Below are 17,922 nucleotides of genomic sequence, written 5' to 3'. Positions count from 1 at the left end.
CGCCGCCGCCAACCCGAAGGTTTCACACCATGCGTTACATCAGTACCCGCGGCCAGGCGCCCGCGCTGAACTTCGAAGACGTGTTGCTGGCTGGCCTGGCCAGTGACGGCGGCCTCTACGTGCCGGAAAACCTGCCGCGCTTCACCCTCGAGGAGATCGCCTCCTGGGCCGGCCTGCCGTACCACGAGCTGGCCTTCCGCGTGATGCGCCCGTTCGTTGCCGGCAGCATCTCCGACGCCGACTTCAAGAAGATCCTCGAGGAGACCTACGGTGTCTTCGCCCACAACGCCGTGGCGCCGCTGCGTCAGCTCAACGGCAATGAGTGGGTGCTGGAGCTGTTCCACGGCCCGACCCTGGCCTTCAAGGACTTCGCCCTGCAACTGCTCGGCCGCCTGCTCGACCACGTGCTGACCAAGCGCGGCGAGCGCGTGGTGATCATGGGCGCCACCTCCGGCGACACCGGTTCGGCCGCCATCGAAGGCTGCAAGGCCTGCGAGAACGTCGACATCTTCATCATGCACCCGCACAACCGTGTGTCCGAGGTGCAGCGCCGTCAGATGACCACCATCCTCGGCGAGAACATCCACAACATCGCCATCGAAGGCAACTTCGACGACTGCCAGGAGATGGTCAAGGCCAGCTTCGCTGACCAGGGCTTCCTGAAGGGTACTCGCCTGGTGGCGGTGAACTCGATCAACTGGGCGCGGATCATGGCCCAGATCGTCTACTACTTCCACGCCGCCCTGCAGCTCGGCGCACCGGCCCGTTCCGTGGCCTTCTCGGTGCCCACCGGCAACTTCGGCGACATCTTCGCCGGCTACCTGGCGCGCAACATGGGTCTGCCGGTCAGCCAACTGATCGTCGCAACCAACCGCAACGACATCCTGCACCGCTTCATGTCCGGCAATCGCTACGACAAGGACACCCTGCACGCATCGCTGTCGCCGTCCATGGACATCATGGTTTCGTCCAACTTCGAGCGCCTGCTGTTCGACCTGCATGGCCGCAACGGCAAGGCCGTCGCCGAGCTGATGGACAACTTCAAGGCCACCGGCAAGCTGGCTGTCGAGGATGACCGCTGGACCGAAGCCCGCCGCCTGTTCGATTCCCTGGCGGTGAGCGACGAGGAAACCTGCGAGACCATCGCTCAGGTCTTCGCCGAGTCGGGCGAGCTGCTGGACCCACACACCGCCATCGGCGTGCGCGCCGCTCGCGAGTGCCGCCGCAGCCTGTCCGTGCCCATGGTCACCCTGGGTACTGCGCATCCGGTCAAGTTCCCGGAAGCCGTGGAGAAGGCGGGTATCGAGGCCGTTCCGGCACTGCCGGCGCACCTGACCGACCTGTTCCAGCGTGAAGAGCGTTGCACGGTGCTGCCCAACGAACTGGCCAAGGTCCAGGCCTTCGTCAGCGCCCACGGCAACCGCGGCAAACCGCTCTGAGGCGCGCTCAGCTGTCCGAACAAGCCCGCCTCTTGGCGGGCTTTTTCATGCCCGAGATTCAGGGGTGTGAAACATCGCGTCATGACCAACGGTACTGAAACCGGCGAACTTTATCGCCGATCGTGCGGTCTTTTCCCTGTGTTTTTCATTTCGCAACAAGGAGATACGCATGGACCGGCTGAGCGCCCTGCTGACCGAGACCTTCGCTCCCTACGCTCCCTCCCTGGGCCCGGCACGCCCCGACGGTGGCCGTATTCTGACTCTCACCAACGACGATGGAGACGTGGTGCTGCGGCGCGTTATCGAAGGCCAGCACCTGGCTGACCATGGGCAGAGTGAGGAGGCGGTGCAGACCATCCGCCGCGACCTGCTGATCTCCGAAGGCCGCATGGAGGACGATGTCGTTTCCCAGTTGCGCCAGCGTGCTCAGGTGCTGAGCTACGGCACCTGATCGACCTTGCAAGGAAAGCGCCGCCCACTGGGCGGCGTTTTCGTTTCCGGGCTCTACAACTTGCCCAGGTACTTCAGGCGCGAGCGGATGCCGCCGGTGGAGCGGCCGTGTTCGCGGGCAATGGCGGTGATGGACTCGCCGGCCACGAAGCGTTGCAACAGTGCCTGCTCCTCTTCCGGCTGCCAGGGTTTGCCCGCCTGTTGAGGCAGCGTACGAGGCCTGGGAACGGGCGTTTCGAGGGCGCGGATGGCATGGAAGAGGGCGCGGATGACTTCCGGTGTCTGGCAGGGGTCATCGACCGCCAGTGGCGCGTCGTGGCGTGGATCGATGCCTTGGGCGAGCTTGCGTAGCACGGTGAGGGATTCGGCGAAGTGATCGGCGTTCATGGTGGCTCTCCCTTTGGATGTCCGCCGATGCTTGGTGAGCGTTGTAGCGCTGTCTATCGGCTGAATCGGGAGAGGCGGAAGAAACGGCGGAGGAGGGCTGGCTGATTGTAGGAGCGAGCTTGCTCGCGAATGGATTTCCCTTCAGCGCCGCCGTTGGAGGTGGTTCGTGAGCAAGCTCGCTCCTACAAACGGCATGCTTGTCCGTGCCCAAGAAAAACGGCCCCGAAGGGCCGTTTCTCATCGCAGCGAAAGGATCAGCCGCCAAGGTATGCGTCGCGCACCTTGGGGTTCACCAGCAGGTTGGCGCCGGTGTCCTGCATGACGATGCGACCGTTCTCCAGTACATAGCCGCGGTCGGCGAGCTTGAGCGCCTGGTTGGCGTTCTGCTCGACGAGGAAGACGGTCACGCCTTCCTGCCGCAGTTGTTCGACGATGTCGAAGATCTGCTGGATGATGATCGGCGCCAGCCCCAGCGACGGCTCGTCGAGCAGCAGCAGCTTGGGCTTGCTCATCAGCGCCCGGCCGATGGCGAGCATCTGCTGTTCGCCGCCGGACATGGTGCCGCCGCGCTGGTTGAAGCGTTCCTTCAGGCGCGGGAAGAGCGCCAGGACCTTGTCCATCTGCTCCTGGTAGTCACCCTTGCTGGTGAAGAAGCCGCCCATGGCGAGGTTCTCCTCCACGGTCAGGCGGGCGAACACGCGGCGGCCTTCGGGCACGACGGCGATGCTCTTGCGCATGATCACGGAGGATTCCTTGCCGACCAGCTCTTCACCCATGTAGGTGATGCTGCCGGAGGAGGCGCGCGGCGAGCCGCACAGGGTCATCAGCAGGGTCGACTTGCCGGCGCCGTTGGCGCCGATCAGGGTGACGATCTCGCCCTGCTGCACTTCCATGCTGACGTCGTGCAACGCCTGGATCTTGCCGTAGAAGGTGGAAACCTTGTCGAACTTCAACATGACTCAGGACTCCCCCAGATAGGCTTTGATCACATCCGGGTTGCCGCGGATTTCCTCCGGGGTGCCATCCGCGAGGGGGGTACCCTGGTTGATCACGTAGATGTGGTCGGAAATGCTCATCACCAGCTTCATGTCGTGCTCGATGAGCAGGACGGTGACGCCGTGCTCGGAGCGCAGCATGGCGATCAGCGCCTTGAGGTCCTCGGTTTCCCGTGGGTTCAGGCCGGCCGCCGGCTCGTCCAGCATCAGCAGCTGCGGACGGGTCATCATGCAGCGGGCGATCTCCAGGCGGCGCTGCTGGCCGTAGGCGAGGGTGCCTGCCGGGCGGTTGGCGATGTCCTTGAGGTTGACGATTTCCAGCCAGTGCGAGGCGTAGTCCAGGGCCTCGGCTTCCGCGCGACGGAAGGACGGGGTCTTGAGCAGACCGGCGAGGAAGTTGGTGTTGATGTGCCGGTGTTGGGCCACCAGCAGGTTCTCCACCGCGGTCATCTCCTTGAACAGGCGCACGTTCTGGAAGGTCCGCACTACGCCCTTGTGGGCGATCTTGTGGCCCGGCAGGCCCTGGATGGGCTCGCCGCGCAGGAGGATCTCGCCGCCGGTGGGCGCGTAGAAGCCGGTCAGGCAGTTGAACACGGTGGTCTTGCCGGCGCCGTTCGGGCCGATCATCGAGATCACCTGTTTTTCCTGGACCTTCAGCGCCACGTTGTTGACGGCCAGCAACCCGCCGAAGCGCATGGTGAGGCCGGCTACTTCAAGAATCGGTCGGCTCATTTTCGCAACTCCAGGTGCGGGCGCTGCATGGGCAGGAGCCCCTGCGGACGCCAGATCATCATCAGCACCATGAGGGCGCCGAACATCAGCATGCGGTACTCGCTGAACTCACGCATCAGTTCGGGCAGCAGGATCATCACCACGGCCGCCAGGATGACGCCGAGCTGGGAACCCATGCCACCCAGCACCACGATGGCGAGGATGATGGCCGATTCGATGAAGGTGAACGACTCCGGCGTGACCAGGCCCTGGCGCGCGGCGAAGAAGCTGCCGGCGAACCCGGCGAAGCAGGCACCGAGGGTGAAGGCGGAGAGCTTGATCAGCGTCGGGTTAAGACCCAGCGCGCGGCAGGCGATCTCGTCTTCGCGCAGGGCTTCCCAGGCGCGGCCCAGGGGCATGCGCAGCAGACGGTTGATCACGAACAGCACCAGCAGGACCAGCAGTAGCGCAACCAGATAGAGGAAGACGACCTTGTAGTTCGAGTTGTAGGCGATGCCGAAGAACTCGTGGAAGGTCTGCATGCCCTCGGGGGCGCGGCGCTCGAAGGTCAGGCCGAACAAGGTCGGCTTGTCGATGTTGCTGATGCCGTTGGGGCCGCCGGTGAGCTCGGTCATGTTGCGCAGCAGGATGCGGATGATCTCGCCGAAGCCCAAGGTCACGATGGCGAGGTAGTCCCCGCGCAACCTCAACACCGGGAAGCCGAGGATGAAGCCGAAGAACGCGGCCATCAGGCCGGCGATCGGCAGGCACACCCAGAAGCCCAGGCCGTAGTAGTGCGACAGCAGCGCGTAGCTGTAGGCGCCCACGGCGTAGAAGCCCACGTAGCCGAGGTCGAGCAGGCCAGCCAGGCCCACCACGATGTTCAGGCCCAGGCCCAGCAGCACGTAGATCAGGATCAGGGTGGCGATGTCCACCGCGCCGCGCGAGCCGAAGAACGGCCAGGCGAGGGCGACGACGATCAGGCCCATGATGATCTTGCGCTGCACGGAGGCATGGGTCAGGCGTTCGGCCAACTTGGTGTGCGGATGCGACAAGGCTTGCTTGACGCTGCCGCCGAAGGCGAAGCGGTCACGCACCAGTTGCCAGACGAACATCAGCACGGCGCAGGCGGCGATGGTCCACAGGCGCGCGGGGCTGACGTTCTCCAGTTGCAGGCCGATGCCGATCACGCTGAGCTTCACGCCCAGCACCGGATAGGCGACGGCCATCACCAGCAGGGCGCTGAAGAATGCGGTCTTGAGTTTCTGGCTCATACCTTTTCCACCTCCGGGCGACCGAGCAGGCCAGTGGGGCGGAAGAGCAGGACGAGTACCAGCAGGGTGAAGGCCACCACGTCCTTGTACTGGTCACCGAACACGTCGGCGCCGAAGGCTTCGGCAACACCCAGCACCAGCCCGCCGAGCATGGCGCCCGGAATGCTGCCGATGCCGCCCAGCACCGCGGCGGTGAACGCCTTGATGCCGGCGAGGAAGCCGATGTGCGGGTTGATCACGCCGTATTGCAGGCCCAGCAGCACCGCGGCCACGGCGGCCAGGGTGGCGCCGATGACGAAGGTCAGGGCGATGATGTTGTTGGTGTTGATGCCCAGCAGGTTGGCCATCTTCAGATCCTCCGCACAGGCGCGGCAGGCGCGGCCCAGGCGGGAGCGGGAAATGAACATGGACAGGCCGTACATGGTCAGCAGGGTGACGATGAAGATCAGCACCTGCATGTACGAGATAGTCACGCCGGTCATCTCGTCCGCGCCGATGATGAAGTTGCCCGGCAGCAGGTTGGGGATTGCCTTGTCCTTGGAATCCTGGGCCAGCAGGACCTCGTTCTGCAGGAAGATCGACATGCCGATCGCGGAGATCAGCGGAATCAGCCGATTGCTTCCACGCAGGGGCCGATAGGCGATCCGTTCGATGCTGTAGCCGTAGGCGCTGGTGACGATGACCGCCGCGGCGAAGGTGCAGATGATAACGACAGGGAGACTAACGATCCCCATCATGGCCAGCCCCGTGATCACGATGAAGGCCACGTACGAGCCAATCATGTACACCTCGCCATGGGCGAAGTTGATCATGCCGATGATGCCGTAGACCATGGTGTAGCCGATGGCGATCAGGGCATAGGTGCTGCCGACGGTGAGGCCGTTGATCAGCTGTTGCAGGTAGTGATAGAGCTCAGGCATTACCTAACTCCTCGGGCGTCGCGTGAAGCGGCGCTTGTGGCGCGACGGACCCCCGGAATACTCGGATAAACAAAGCCCACTGCTGTGGGCAGTGGGCTTTGTGTGGCGGCGGGTGGCTTACTTGGCTTCGGTCTTGGTGCCGTCCTTGTGCCACTGGTAGACCACGAAGTTGAAGTTCTTCAGGTCGCCCTTCTCGTCGAAGGCCAGGTCACCGGTCGGGGTCGCGAAGGTGTTGGAGCGCAGCGCGGCGGCTACCTTGTCGGTGTCCTCGCTGCCGGCTTTCTTGATGCCTTCGGCGATGACCTGGACGGCGGCGTAGGCCGGGAACACGAACGGACCGCTCGGGTCTTCGTTCTTGGCCTTGAAGGCGTCAACCAGAGCCTGGTTCTTCGGATCCTGGTCGAAGGACTTCGGCAGGGTCACGTACAGGCCTTCGGAAGCCGGGCCGGCGATGGCGGAGATCTCTTTGTTACCCACGCCTTCCGGGCCCATGAAGCCGACTTTCAGGCCTTTCTCGGAAGCCTGGCGCAGGATCAGGCCCAGCTCCGGGTGGTAGCCGCCGTAGTAGACGAAGTCGACCTTGGCCTGCTTGAGCTTGGCGATCATCGCGGAGAAGTCCTTGTCGCCGGCGTTGATGCCTTCGAACAGGGCGACCTTGATGCCAGCGTCTTCCAGGGTTTTCTTCACGGCAGTGGCGATGCCTTCGCCGTACTGCTGCTTGTCGTGGATCACGGCCACGGTCTTGGGCTTGATGTGCTCGGCGATGAACTTGCCGGCGGTCGGGCCCTGCAGGCTGTCCAGACCGATGGTGCGGAAGATCAGCTTGTAGCCACGGGAGGTGATGTCCGGGCTGGTGGAAGCGGCGGTGATCATCATCACGCCCTCGTCTTCGTAGATATCCGAAGCCGGTTGAGTGGAGCTGGAGCACAGGTGGCCAACGACGAACTTGACGCCATCGTTGACGATCTTGTTGGCAACGGCCACGGCTTGTTTCGGATCGCAAGCGTCGTCGTAGACCACGCCTTCGAGTTGCTTGCCGTCGACGCCGCCGGCCTTGTTGATCTGCTCAATGGCCATCTTCGCGCCAATGAACTGCATCTCCCCATACTGGGCGACTGCGCCGGTCACCGGGCCGGCCAGAGCAATCTTGATGGTGTCGGCGGCCATGGAGAAGCTGGCAACGCCGGCCAGGGCCATGGCGGTGAACAGCTGGGAAAGACGCTGAGTACCCTTTTTCATAATGCTCCACTCTTCTTGTGTTTTCGTTTTTGTAGTCCTGGTTGCCAGCGGCTCACCGGACCGGGATTGCCCCGGACAGACCCACCGGCAACTGTACCGGTACAGTGTAGAGTGCCGCCGGACCGCTTGAAAAGCGGGTGGCGGGCAGCCGATCGTGGGCATGTCGCAAGATTGAAACAAACGTACAGAAAAACGGCGCTGTATGACTTCTCCTTGTGGGTTTCCGTCACCAGCGAAAACGCCGTCCGAACCTTGCCTGGCGCGGTCCCGGCGCTATCATGGCGCCGTTCGTTTACCAGGTGAGATTCATGACTGAACAAGCTAGCACCCTCTATGCCAAGTTGCTTGGCGAAACCGCGAAGATTTCCTGGCAGGAGCTTGCGCCCTTCTTCGCCCGCGGCAACCTGCTCAAGGTCGCGGCTTGCGCCGATCTGGTGGAGGTCGCGATGGGCGTGGCCGAGGACGATCGGACGAAGGTCGCCGCCTGGCTGGCCAGTGGTGATCTGAGCAAGGTCGACGAGAAGTTGGCGCAGGATTTCCACGACCGTGACCCGGAGCTCTGGGCGGTGGTGATCGCACCCTGGGTGCTGGTTCAAGAAAGAGTTCGAAAAGAGTCCGTGCACTGACCCAGGGCGATTTCCAATTCGAAAAGGCCGGCTAGACTGTCTGGATTCCACTGAAGGAGATTCGCCATGTTCGAACCGGGCCATCTGCATCTCCAGTCTCTACCGGGGCTGGGGCAGCAGGAGATCGACGCTCACATCAACTATGAAGTTCGCAAGGATGTGGAAAAGGGCACCATTGTCCACTTCGTCATGAAAGGCGAGATCGACGGCAATGCCTTCACCGAAGAGTGGGACATGCCCAAGGAGCAGGCCTTCAACTTTGCCAGCGATGCCACCCGCATTGCGCAGAAGCATGGCCTGCACCCGCGGTTCGGCTCGATGGTGCGCAACCATAAAGAGTACGACGCGATGTTCGAGGACATCCGTCAGAAGCTCGGCACCCAGCCTGGCGACCCCATCGACCTGGACAAGGTGATCCACGGCGATTCGTAAGCGACGTATTCAATGAAAAGCCCGGCCATGTGCCGGGCTTTTTGTTGTGGACTGTTTCAGCCGCAGCGCCAGGGGCGTTTCCTGTAGGAGCGAGCTTGCTCGCGAACGGATTCACCAGCTGCTCCTGCGCTGGAGCAGTTCGCGAGCAAGAACTGGGCGTCCCCCTCGCTCCTACAAGGTTACTGGCTCACCCAGCGCTGCCGTGCCCTGGCGCTCAGGCTATCGACGCAAAGCACCAGGAGCAGCATGGCGATGATCACCGTGGCCGCCTGGGCCTGCTGGAACAGGCTGAGGCTGAAATACAGCATCTGCCCCAGGCCGCCCGCGCCAACGAAGCCGAGCACACTGGCCATGCGGATGTTGTTCTCCCAGCGATAGAGCATGTACGCCACCAGCTGCGGCCAGACTGCCGGAAGGGTGCCGTAGGCGAAGGCGGCGACGCGCCCGCCACCGGCCAGGCGCACGGCCTCTGCTGGGGCAGTAGGGGTGTTCTCCAGCGCTTCGGCGAACAGTCGGCCGAGCACGCCGCCGGTGTGCAACGCCAGTGCGAGCGTGCCGGCGTTCGGGCCGAGCCCGGCGGCCAGTACCATCAGCGCGCCCCATACCAGCTCCGGGACCGCACGCAGGGCATTGAGCAGCAAGCGCGACAGGCTTTGTGCGATGCGTCCGAAGCGCCCGGCCGCCGGCAACGCCAGCAGCATCCCCAGCAGCGCCGCGAGCAGCGTGCCGATGGCGGACATGGCCAGGGTTTCGAGGGCGCCGCGCCCGACTGCCGTGAGGTGTGTTGCACTCAGGTCCGGCGAGAGAAAGTCGCGGCCGTAGTCGAGCATCTGGCCGAGGCCCCGGGCGTCGAACAGCCCGCCGGTGTCCATCTCCAGGTAGGCGAAGGATGCGCCGACGGCGAGCAGGATCAGCAGCAGCCAGCCCAGGCTGCGCAGCAGGCCGGTCATTCGAGTCTCCCGCGCAGGAAACGGCTGAGCAGGTCGGCGCCCAGCACCAGCGCCAGGAAGGTCAGCAGGATGCTCGCCACTTCACCGCCGGCGAACATGCGCAGTGACAGGTCGATCTGCTGGCCGAGGCCGCCGGCGCCGACGAAGCCCATCACCACCGAAGCGCGGATGGCACACTCCCAGCGGTAGACGGTGTAGGAGATCAGTTCCGCTGCCGCCGAGGGCAGCACGCCGTAGGCGAAGGCCTGCAGCCGCGAACCGCCGCCCAGCAGAAGGGCGCGGGTCGGGCGCGGGTCCACCGATTCGAAGATTTCCGCGTAGACCTTGCCGAGCATGCCGCCGTAGGTGATGGCGATAGCCAGCACGCCGGCAGTAGGGCCCAGGCCCACCGCACGGACGAACAGCAACGCCCAGACGATTTCCGGCACGCTGCGCAGGACGATCAGCAGGCCGCGCACCGGCCAGCGCAGCGCGCGGGCCCACCAGGCCGGCAGGCCACCCCGGGGCAGGGCAGAGAGCGACAGCGCGCGGGTTGCCAGCAGGGCGGAGGGGAACGCGATCAGCCAGGCCAGGGCCATGCCGGCGGTGGCGATGGCCAGGGTTTCCAGGGTCGCGCGGCCGAGCAGGGCGAGGAATTCCTCGTCATGGGCCGGCGGCCAGAAGCCGCCGAGGAAGTTGCCCATGGTCCGTGCATTGTCGCCGTTGAACAGGCCGGCGATATCCAGCTCGGACAGGCGCAGGCCCGGCCAAAGCAAGAGCAGGGCGAGCAAGGTGAGCAGCAGGCGTGGCAGTGCCGCTGGGTCGCGGGGCGGTCGTTTGGAGAGTGCTGGGTTCAGCATCGCGGAATCTGCACCACCACCGGTTTGCCCACCGGCGAGGAATTCTCCTGCTGGCCGAGCTGCTCGTTGGCGTAGAGGGCTCGCAAGTCCTCGGGAGTGACGTTCTCCGCCGCCTTGTCGAAGGCGATACGGCCGTCGCGCACGCCGACGATGCGCGGGAAGTGCTCCAGCGCAAGGTCCACCGCGTGCAGGCTGGCGAGCAGCGTCACGCCACGGTTCTGCGTTTCTCGGGTGAGCACGCCGAGGGTGTGGCCGGCGAGTACCGGATCCATGGCCGAGACGGGTTCGTCCGCCAGCAGCAGTTCGGCCTGCTGGTACAGCGCACGGGCGATGCCGACGCGTTGCAGCTGGCCGCCGGAAAGCTGGTCGCAGCGCTCGAACAGCTTGTCGCCCAGGTCCAGGCGCTGCAGTTCGCTGCGGGCGCCGGCACTGTCGACGGGGTAGAGCAGGCTGGCCAGGCTTTTCCACAGCGGCCACTGGCCGAGACGGCCGGCGAGTACGGCGGTGACCACCCGTTGCCGCGGTGGCAGCGGTGGGGCTTGGTGCACCAGGGCAATGCGCGAGCGCAGACGCTGGCGCGCGGAGCTGCTCAGCGCCCAGGGCTGGGTGCCGAGCAGGTCGAAACTGCCGGAAGCGGGTTTCAGTGCGGTGGCGAGGATGCGTAGCAGGGTGGTCTTGCCGGCGCCTGAAGGGCCGATGATCGCCACCCGTTCGCCGGCAGCGACGCTGAGGTCGATACCGGCGAGCGAGCGCTGGCCATTGGCGTGGATGTGCTCCACGCCGGTCAGTTTCAGGGTCACTTCAGCAGGCCGGCGGCGCGCGCCGATTCCTCGATGCCCTTGTAGTTGTCAGGCTGGGTCTCGATGAAGCGGCTCGCCGCCTGGAGATCAAGGATTTCCTTGTCGCGCGGCTTGCTCGGGTCGAGGGCGAGGAAGGCCTTCTTGATCTTCTCGGCCAGGGCCGGATCGAGGTTGCCGCGCACGGTCCAGTTGTAGTCGTAGTAGGTCGGCGTAGTCGCGAAGACCTTCACCTTGTTGGTGTCGACCTTGCCGCTGTCCACCAGCTTCTGCCAGACAGAGGCATTCAGCACGCCAGCGTCGACCTTGCCGGCCTGAACCCAGGCGACGGTGGCGTCGTGGGCGCCGGAGTAGGCCACGCGGGAGAAGAACTGCTCGGGCACCACCCCGTCCTTCTGCATGAAGTAGCGCGGCATCAGGCTGCCGGAGGTGGACGATACCGAGCCAAAGGCGAAGGTCTTGCCCTTGAGGTCCTGGATCGATTTCACGTTCGGGTCGGCGGTGATGAATTTGCTGGTGAACTGCTGGTCCTGCTCGCGCTGCACCAGCGGGATGGCGTTGCCGGTCTTCAGGCGCGCCTGGACGAAGGTGAAGCCGCCCAGCCAGGCCATGTCGAGGCGATCCGAAGCCAGTGCCTCGACCACGCCGGCATAGTCGGATACCGGGATGAACTTCACCGGCATGCCCAGTTGCTCTTCCAGATAGGCGCCCAGTGGCTTGAACTTGCGCAGCAGTTCGGTGGGGGCTTCGTCGGGAATGGCAGAGACTTTCAGTTCTTTCGGGGTGTCTGCGTGGGCGAAAACAGCGGACAGGGACAGGGCAAAACCGGCGGCGAGCGCCAGGGTGCGTTTGAGCATGGGGAGAGTTCTCCGGGTCAATGGCGGAAAAAACTCCGGGAGTATAGTGGCGGCGCGCCTGTTTGGCTGCCGTCCCGCTATCGAAAGCAACGCCGGCCGGGCCAACGTTGCGCCTGCTAGAATGCCGCTCCCCGTGCCCGTCCTGCTGTCGAACTGGAGATCACCCCATGTCGTCCCCTTTGCCATCCCTCGCTTTTGCCGGTCTCGGATTGATGGGGGTACCCATGACGCGCCGCCTGCTCGCCGCCGGTTATCCGCTGGCCGTGTGGAACCGCTCCGCCGGCAAGCGTGACCTGCTGGCCGCCGAGGGCGCCACGGCTGTGGAAACGCCGGCGCAGCTTTGCGCCGACGCCGAGGTAGTTATGCTGTGCCTGGCCGATACCGCCGCCGTGCGCGAAGTGGTGTTCGGCGCTGGCGGCATCGTCGAAAGCGCCCGCGCCGGCCAGGTGCTGGTGGATTTCTCCAGTCTGGAGCCGGCCGCGACCCGCGAGATGGCCGCCGAACTGGAAGTGCGTACCGGCATGCGCTGGATCGATGCGCCGGTCTCCGGCGGCACGCCGGGCGCCGAAGCCGGCACCCTGGCGATCATGGCCGGCGGTCGCGTCGAGGACATCGAGCGTGTGCGGCCGATCCTCGCCCACCTCGGCCAGCGCCTGACGCGCATGGGCGATGTTGGTGCGGGGCAGGTGACCAAGGTGTGCAACCAGATGATCGTTGCCTGCAACGCGCTGGTGATCGCCGAGGTGGTGGCGCTGGCGGAGCAATCCGGCGTTGACGCCAGTCTGATAGCCCCGGCCCTGGCTGGTGGTTTCGCTGACTCCAAACCCCTGCAGATCCTGGCCCCGCAGATGGCCGAGAGCCGCTTCGAGCCGGTGAAGTGGCACGTACGCACGCTGCTCAAGGATCTGGACACCGCCGTGAAGCTTTCCCGCGAGGAGGGCTCGGCCACGCCCATGAGCGGCCTCGCCGCGCAACTGATGCGCCTGCATGGCAGCCAGGGCAATCTCGAACGCGACCCGGCTACGCTGGTCGAGCAATACCGTCTTTCGAAGGAACTCCCTGCATGAAACTCTGCGCCAACCTGTCCCTGCTGTTCACCGAAGTCCCACTGTTGCAGCGCATCGACGCCGCCGCCAAGGCCGGCTTCGAGGGCGTGGAAATCCAGTTCCCCTACGACGTCCCCGCGCAGGACCTGAAGGCCGCGCTGGACGAAGCCGGCCTGCCGCTAGTGCTGATCAACCTGCCGGCCGGTGACCTGATGCAGGGCGGTCCGGGCATCGCCGCTGTTCCGGAGCGTGCTGCCGAATTCGAGGCGGCACTGGCCAAGGCGCTGGACTATGCGCGCATCGTCCAGCCGCAGCACATCAACGTGCTGGCTGGCCGACTGGTCGAGGGACTGGAGCGCGAGGTGGCGCTGCAGACCCTTGCCGAGCGCCTGCGCGCCACCTGCGATGCCTTTGCCGGTAGCGGCACCGATGTGCTGATGGAAGCCATCAACTGCCACGACATGAAGGACTTCCTGCTCAACACACCCGAGCACTTGCAGGACATGCTCGAGCGGGTGGCGCGGGAGAATCTGCGCGCGCAACTGGACCTCTACCACATGGCGCGCATGGGCCTGGAACTGGTCGATTGCATCTACGCGCTGATGGGCCAGATCGGCCACGTGCAGTTCGCCGACTATCCCGGACGCGGCGAGCCGGGTTCGGGCGAGATGGAGTTCGAGGTGCCGCTGCAGGTGCTCGACGACGTGGGCTACGAAGGCTGGCTGGGCGCCGAGTATCGCCCCACGGGTACCACCGCCGACTCCCTGCGTTGGCTGCCGCGCTGGCGCGCCGGCAAGTTCGACTTCTGATCCATCAGGCCTGGCTGCGAAGCAGCGCCGAGTCGCTGTCTTCGCGGTAAGCCTCGAGGAACTCCACCAGCGCGCTCAGGGGCAGGGGTCGGCTGAACAGGTAGCCCTGGGCCAGCTCGCAATGGTTGTCGCGCAGGAACGCCAGTTGCTGCGCGTGCTCCACGCCCTCGGCGATCACTTTAAGGTGCAGCTTCTGCGCCATGGCGATGATGGCCTGGGCGATCTCGCTGTCGCGGCGTGACTGCGGCACGTCGCGGATGAAGGAGCGGTCCACCTTGAGGGCATCCAGTGGTAGCTGGCGCAGGTAGGACAGCGACGAATAGCCGGTGCCGAAGTCGTCGATGGACAGGCTCACGCCCAGGTCGCGCAGGCGATTGAGCAGCGGGATGGCCTGGCTGATGTTGGACATCACGGCGTTCTCGGTGACCTCCATCTCCAGGTAGCGTGCGGCGAGACCGGTGTCTGCGAGGGTCTGCTGCACTTCATCGACCAGCCCCTCGCGGCCCAGGTTGCTGGCGCAGCAGTTCACCGCCACCCGCAAGTCCTTGTAGCCCAGGTCGTGCAGGCGGCGCAGGTCCTCGCAGGCGCGGCGCATCACCCAGGCGTCCAGTGCGCCGATCAGGCCGTTGGCCGTGGCCAGCCCGATGAATCGATCCGGTGCCAGCAGGCCGTGGGTCGGGTGCTTCCAGCGTACCAGGGCTTCGAGCTGCTCCACTTCGCCGTGATCGATGCGCAGGATTGGCTGGTAGTAGAGCACCAGCTCATCGTCCCACAGCGCCTTGCGCAGTTCCTCTTCCAGCTGCAGTTCCTGGGTTGCCTTGGTCTTCAGGTGCGGACTGAAGAAGTGCGTGGCGTTGCGGCCGTTACCCTTGGACTGGTAAAGGGCCAGGTCGGCGTGCTTGAGCAACTCCTCGGGCTGTTCGCTGTCGTTGGGATACAGGCTGATGCCGACGCTCATGGTCATCACCAGGCTGCGCCCGGCGATGCTGATCGGTTCTTTCATGCGCTGCATCAGGCGCTGGGCGAGGATGCGCGCCTCGTGGTCCTCGCCCAGGTCGGCGAGGATGCAGAACTCGTCGCCGCCAAAGCGCGCCAGCAGGTCGGTGTTGCGCAGCGCACTGCGGATTCGCTCGGAGACGATGCACAGCAATTCGTCGCCGGCGGCATGGCCGAGGGAGTCGTTGACCCGCTTGAAGTGGTCCAGGTCCAGCAGGATCACCGCCATGCCCTGGCCCTTCTGCCGGTTGCGTTGCAGGCGGGCCGCGAACTCGTCGTTGAGGGCGTTGCGGTTGTGCAGGCCGGTGAGGCCGTCGAAGCGCGCCAGTTTCTGCAGCGAGGCGTTGGCACTGTCCAGCTGGTTGAGCAGGGCGTTGACCCGGCTCAGCTCGCTTACCTTGCTTTCCAGGCTGTCCTCGATCCAGGCCGCCCAGAGCCCGGCCAGTACCACGGCGAGGGCCAGCAGGCCGACCATCAGTCCGAGCTGAATGGCGTTGTTGCGCCCCAGGTCCGCCACCGGTGCTACCCAGCTGGGCAGCGTCAGGGTCAGTGCGGCCATGCCGGTGAAGTGCATGCTGGAGATGGCGCCGCCCAGCAGCAGGCTGGCGAGAATCTGGTAGATCCATTGGCGGCCCGCCGGCTGGCGATTGAGTACGGGCGCCAGGACCAGTGCGACGAAGGCCACCAGGACGGCCATCAGCACCGAGAGAGTGACCAGCAGCGGGTCGTAGTGCTGCATCGGCGGTGATTCGATAGCGGCCATGCCCGTGTAGTGCATGCCGGCGATGCTGGCGCCGATGCAGCAGGCGGCCAGCAGGTATTGCAGCGGGCTCAGCCCGGCGTGGGCGAGCAGGCGCATGGCGACCACGCAGATCGCGATGGCGATGAGCAGCGAAAGCAACGTCAGGCCGCCGGCGAAATGCAGCGGCACGGAGGCGTGGAAGGCCAGCATCGAAACGAAGTGCATCGACCAGATGCCGCTGCCCAGGCAGATGCCACCGACCCACTGCCAGCGGTGCGCATGTTGCGGCGCGCGGACCATCCGCGCAGCAATGCTCAGCGCGACGAAGCTGGCGACGCAGGCGATGAGGATGGCCAGCAGGACCAATCCGGGGGTGTGGGAACACTCCAGCAGCACAGCATCGGGTAAGGCGTCCTGGTGCCAGTCCATGGGCGGGATGCTCCGGATGTCGGGGGAGGAGAAGGCAGATTGATATCACTTTGCTTCAAGTCTAGGAAGCCAGGATGACGCTGCAAGGAGCGCGTTGAATTTTCGGCGCAATGCCGGAAGGTGCGCGACGTACGGTAGTGCCAGGTGCCCAGTCGATCCCGGATCCGACCACTGGCCGAAAGCTTGTAGCCAACTTGACACTTTTTTGACTAACTGCCCGCTAGAGTTGCGCCGCCGGCCGGCAGGGTCGGCCATCCCATTTCCTATCCGACTATCGATGTAAGGAGTGCGCTCGATGTCCGAGGGCAAGCGCCGCCTCTTCCCCCAGGTCAGTTCCGCGCGGCTGGTCCTGCTGTTCTCGCTGGCACTGGTGCTGTTCTACAACTTCGCCACCTGGAGGGCGCTGAACAGCCTGGTACCCATGGAAGGCCTCTGGGGCGTGGCGTTCTTCGCTTCCTTCGGCCTCTTCCTCTGGGCTGCCTTCACCCTGTTGCTGACCCTGGTGTCCTTCCGCCCGCTGCTCAAGCCGGCGCTGACCCTGGTGGCGCTGGTATCCGCGGCAGCGGCGTACTTCATGAACTCCTACGGTGTCGTGATCGATACCGTGATGGTGCAGAACGTCGTCGAGACCAACCCCGGTGAAGCCACCGCGCTGTTCAGCGCACGTATGTTGGGCTACCTGCTGGTGCTCGGCGTGCTGCCGGCCGCGATCATCTGGCTGACGCCGGTACGCTATAGCCCGTTCTTCCGTGGCCTGCTGAGCAAGGTCCTGGTGATCTTTGGCTGCCTGGTGGTGGTTGCCGTCTGCGTGGGGGCGTTCTATTCCACCTACGCCCCGGTGTTCCGCCAGGAAGAGAAGCTGACCCACTTCATCAACCCGACCAACTACATCTACGCGGTGAGCAAGTTCGCCAAGCAGCGCCTGGGCATCAAGGAAAACCTGGTGGTGCAGCCCATCGGCGAGGACGCGGTGATGCCGCGCAAGGTGAGCGCCGATGGCCGCAAGTCGCTGATGATCTTCGTGGTCGGTGAAACCGCCCGCGCGGACCACTTCTCCCTCAACGGCTACGCCCGCGATACCAACCCGGAACTGAAGAAGCTCGACATCCTCAACTTCACCAACGTCAGCTCCTGCGGTACTTCGACGGCGGTGTCGGTGCCCTGCATGTTCTCCAAGTTTCCTCGCGAGGACTACAGCGACAAGAAGGGCAAGACCAACCAGGGTCTGCTGGACATCCTCCAGCGCGTCGGCGTTTCGGTGCTCTGGCTGGACAACAACAGCGACTGCAAGGGCACCTGCCTGCGCGTGCCCAACCGCGATATTCCGAAGGATCAGCCCGGCCCGTTCTGCGACGGCAAGAACTGCCTGGACGAAGCCCTGCTGCAGAATTTGCAGGCCTATATCGACGGCCTGAAAGACAACGCCATCATCGTCCTGCACGCCGATGGCAGCCACGGTCCGGAGTACTACGAGCGCTATCCCAAGTCGCTGGAGCGCTTCACCCCGGTGTGCCACACCAACCAGCTGGGCAGTTGCAGCAGCGAGGAGTTGGTGAACGTCTATGACAACACCATCCTGTACACCGACTTCTTCCTGTCCAAGGTGGTTGAGCTGCTCAAGCAGAACCAGGAGCGCTTCGACACCTCGATGGTCTATGTCTCGGACCACGGCGAGTCGCTGGGCGAGAATGGCGTCTACCTGCACGCCGCGCCCTATGCCATCGCCCCGAAGGCGCAGACCCACGTGCCCATGGTGATGTGGTTCGGCAGTGGCGCGCTGGGTGGCATGGGCGTGGACCGCGGTTGCCTGGAGAGGAAAGCCGATGGTGCCGAGCTGAGCCATGACAACCTGTTCCACTCGGTGCTCGGTCTGTATGGCGTGCACACCAGCCTGTACCAGTCGGACCTGGACATCTTCCACTCCTGCAAGCGCGACATGACCGCTGCGCAATGAGTGGAGAGCCGACCTGAACGGCGGCCATGA

At 64.7% G+C, this 17,922-nt stretch carries 18 protein-coding genes; 7 read left to right on the top strand and 11 right to left on the bottom strand.

The genetic code is table 11. The features are described 5' to 3' along the window. The first annotated feature begins 29 nt into the window (after nt 1-29). Nucleotides 30-1,439 (top strand): threonine synthase, encoded by a 1,410-nt coding sequence (gene thrC / locus ACKI1H_RS28695; RefSeq protein ID WP_440467075.1) that lies wholly within the window; start codon nt 30-32, stop codon nt 1,437-1,439. Nucleotides 1,440-1,608: 169 nt separating this feature from the next. Further along, nucleotides 1,609-1,890, top strand: coding sequence for a DUF3509 domain-containing protein (locus ACKI1H_RS28690; protein ID WP_017522226.1), 282 nt, complete (start codon nt 1,609-1,611; stop codon nt 1,888-1,890). Nucleotides 1,891-1,943: 53 nt separating this feature from the next. Here the strand turns inward: ACKI1H_RS28690 and ACKI1H_RS28685 are convergent, their stop codons facing one another. From ACKI1H_RS28685 to ACKI1H_RS28660, 6 genes are all read right to left on the bottom strand, one after another. Continuing rightward, nucleotides 1,944-2,276 carry a hypothetical protein gene (locus ACKI1H_RS28685; RefSeq protein WP_440467074.1) on the bottom strand — a complete coding sequence of 111 codons (333 nt, stop codon included), beginning with the start codon at nt 2,274-2,276 and terminating at the stop codon, nt 1,944-1,946. A gap of 254 nt (nt 2,277-2,530) precedes the next feature. Then, on the bottom strand, nt 2,531-3,232 hold the full coding sequence (locus ACKI1H_RS28680; protein ID WP_024766892.1) for an ABC transporter ATP-binding protein: 702 nt from the start codon (nt 3,230-3,232) through the stop codon (nt 2,531-2,533). Nucleotides 3,233-3,235: 3 nt separating this feature from the next. Continuing rightward, on the bottom strand, nt 3,236-4,003 hold the full coding sequence (gene livG / locus ACKI1H_RS28675) for a high-affinity branched-chain amino acid ABC transporter ATP-binding protein LivG (RefSeq protein ID WP_045210453.1): 768 nt from the start codon (nt 4,001-4,003) through the stop codon (nt 3,236-3,238). Further along, nucleotides 4,000-5,256 (bottom strand): high-affinity branched-chain amino acid ABC transporter permease LivM, encoded by a 1,257-nt coding sequence (locus tag ACKI1H_RS28670; protein ID WP_138525066.1) that lies wholly within the window; start codon nt 5,254-5,256, stop codon nt 4,000-4,002. Before ACKI1H_RS28670 ends, livG begins: the two co-directional genes overlap by 4 nt. After that, on the bottom strand, nt 5,253-6,176 hold the full coding sequence (gene livH, locus ACKI1H_RS28665) for a high-affinity branched-chain amino acid ABC transporter permease LivH (protein ID WP_138525067.1): 924 nt from the start codon (nt 6,174-6,176) through the stop codon (nt 5,253-5,255). Before livH ends, ACKI1H_RS28670 begins: the two co-directional genes overlap by 4 nt. Before the next feature lie 117 nt (nt 6,177-6,293). Then, nucleotides 6,294-7,415, bottom strand: a complete 1,122-nt coding sequence (locus tag ACKI1H_RS28660; RefSeq protein WP_045210450.1) for a branched-chain amino acid ABC transporter substrate-binding protein — start codon at nt 7,413-7,415, stop codon at nt 6,294-6,296. A 308-nt stretch (nt 7,416-7,723) separates the two neighbouring features. On the opposite strand from ACKI1H_RS28660, the gene ACKI1H_RS28655 reads away from it, so the two are divergent. Beyond that, nucleotides 7,724-8,041 (top strand): DUF2288 domain-containing protein, encoded by a 318-nt coding sequence (locus ACKI1H_RS28655; RefSeq protein WP_081515892.1) that lies wholly within the window; start codon nt 7,724-7,726, stop codon nt 8,039-8,041. 66 nt (nt 8,042-8,107) lie between these two features. Then, on the top strand, nt 8,108-8,473 hold the full coding sequence (locus tag ACKI1H_RS28650) for a DUF5064 family protein (protein WP_024766898.1): 366 nt from the start codon (nt 8,108-8,110) through the stop codon (nt 8,471-8,473). Nucleotides 8,474-8,652: 179 nt separating this feature from the next. Here the strand turns inward: ACKI1H_RS28650 and phnE are convergent, their stop codons facing one another. Genes phnE through ACKI1H_RS28630 form a run of 4 tightly spaced genes read right to left on the bottom strand, consistent with a single transcriptional unit; the run spans nt 8,653 to nt 11,916 of the window. Further along, nucleotides 8,653-9,423 carry a phosphonate ABC transporter, permease protein PhnE gene (gene phnE / locus ACKI1H_RS28645; protein WP_440467073.1) on the bottom strand — a complete coding sequence of 257 codons (771 nt, stop codon included), beginning with the start codon at nt 9,421-9,423 and terminating at the stop codon, nt 8,653-8,655. Next, nucleotides 9,420-10,262, bottom strand: a complete 843-nt coding sequence (locus ACKI1H_RS28640; protein ID WP_440467072.1) for a PhnE/PtxC family ABC transporter permease — start codon at nt 10,260-10,262, stop codon at nt 9,420-9,422. Before ACKI1H_RS28640 ends, phnE begins: the two co-directional genes overlap by 4 nt. Beyond that, entirely contained in the window at nt 10,256-11,062 is an 807-nt protein-coding gene (locus ACKI1H_RS28635; RefSeq protein WP_440467071.1) for a phosphonate ABC transporter ATP-binding protein, read from the bottom strand. Before ACKI1H_RS28635 ends, ACKI1H_RS28640 begins: the two co-directional genes overlap by 7 nt. Continuing rightward, entirely contained in the window at nt 11,059-11,916 is an 858-nt protein-coding gene (locus ACKI1H_RS28630; RefSeq protein WP_054907404.1) for a putative selenate ABC transporter substrate-binding protein, read from the bottom strand. Before ACKI1H_RS28630 ends, ACKI1H_RS28635 begins: the two co-directional genes overlap by 4 nt. A gap of 167 nt (nt 11,917-12,083) precedes the next feature. Here ACKI1H_RS28630 and ACKI1H_RS28625 point away from each other — a divergent pair, with 167 nt between their 5' ends. Both ACKI1H_RS28625 and ACKI1H_RS28620 read left to right on the top strand, forming a co-directional pair. Continuing rightward, a complete protein-coding gene (locus ACKI1H_RS28625) occupies nt 12,084-12,983 on the top strand; it encodes an NAD(P)-dependent oxidoreductase (protein WP_138525071.1) in 900 nt (299 codons plus the stop codon). Then, nucleotides 12,980-13,771: a hydroxypyruvate isomerase family protein gene (locus tag ACKI1H_RS28620; protein ID WP_440467070.1), complete on the top strand. Its 792-nt coding sequence runs from the start codon at nt 12,980-12,982 to the stop codon at nt 13,769-13,771. The genes ACKI1H_RS28625 and ACKI1H_RS28620 overlap by 4 nt, the downstream gene beginning before the upstream one ends. A 4-nt stretch (nt 13,772-13,775) precedes the next feature. Here ACKI1H_RS28620 and ACKI1H_RS28615 read toward each other — a convergent pair whose 3' ends face one another. Next, on the bottom strand, nt 13,776-15,938 hold the full coding sequence (locus ACKI1H_RS28615; protein WP_138525073.1) for a putative bifunctional diguanylate cyclase/phosphodiesterase: 2,163 nt from the start codon (nt 15,936-15,938) through the stop codon (nt 13,776-13,778). A gap of 295 nt (nt 15,939-16,233) precedes the next feature. Here ACKI1H_RS28615 and ACKI1H_RS28610 point away from each other — a divergent pair, with 295 nt between their 5' ends. Next, the gene (locus tag ACKI1H_RS28610) at nt 16,234-17,892 is read left to right on the top strand and encodes a phosphoethanolamine transferase (RefSeq protein WP_440467069.1); all 1,659 of its coding nucleotides are present in this window, start codon (nt 16,234-16,236) and stop codon (nt 17,890-17,892) included. The last annotated feature ends 30 nt before the right edge of the window (nt 17,893-17,922 follow it).

Source organism: Pseudomonas sp. YH-1 (assembly GCF_051990045.1).
Classification (GTDB): Bacteria; Pseudomonadota; Gammaproteobacteria; order Pseudomonadales; family Pseudomonadaceae; genus Pseudomonas; species Pseudomonas nicosulfuronedens.
The sequence above is the reverse complement of the archived record's forward strand: the minus strand, read 5'-3'. Positions and strand labels throughout refer to the sequence as shown.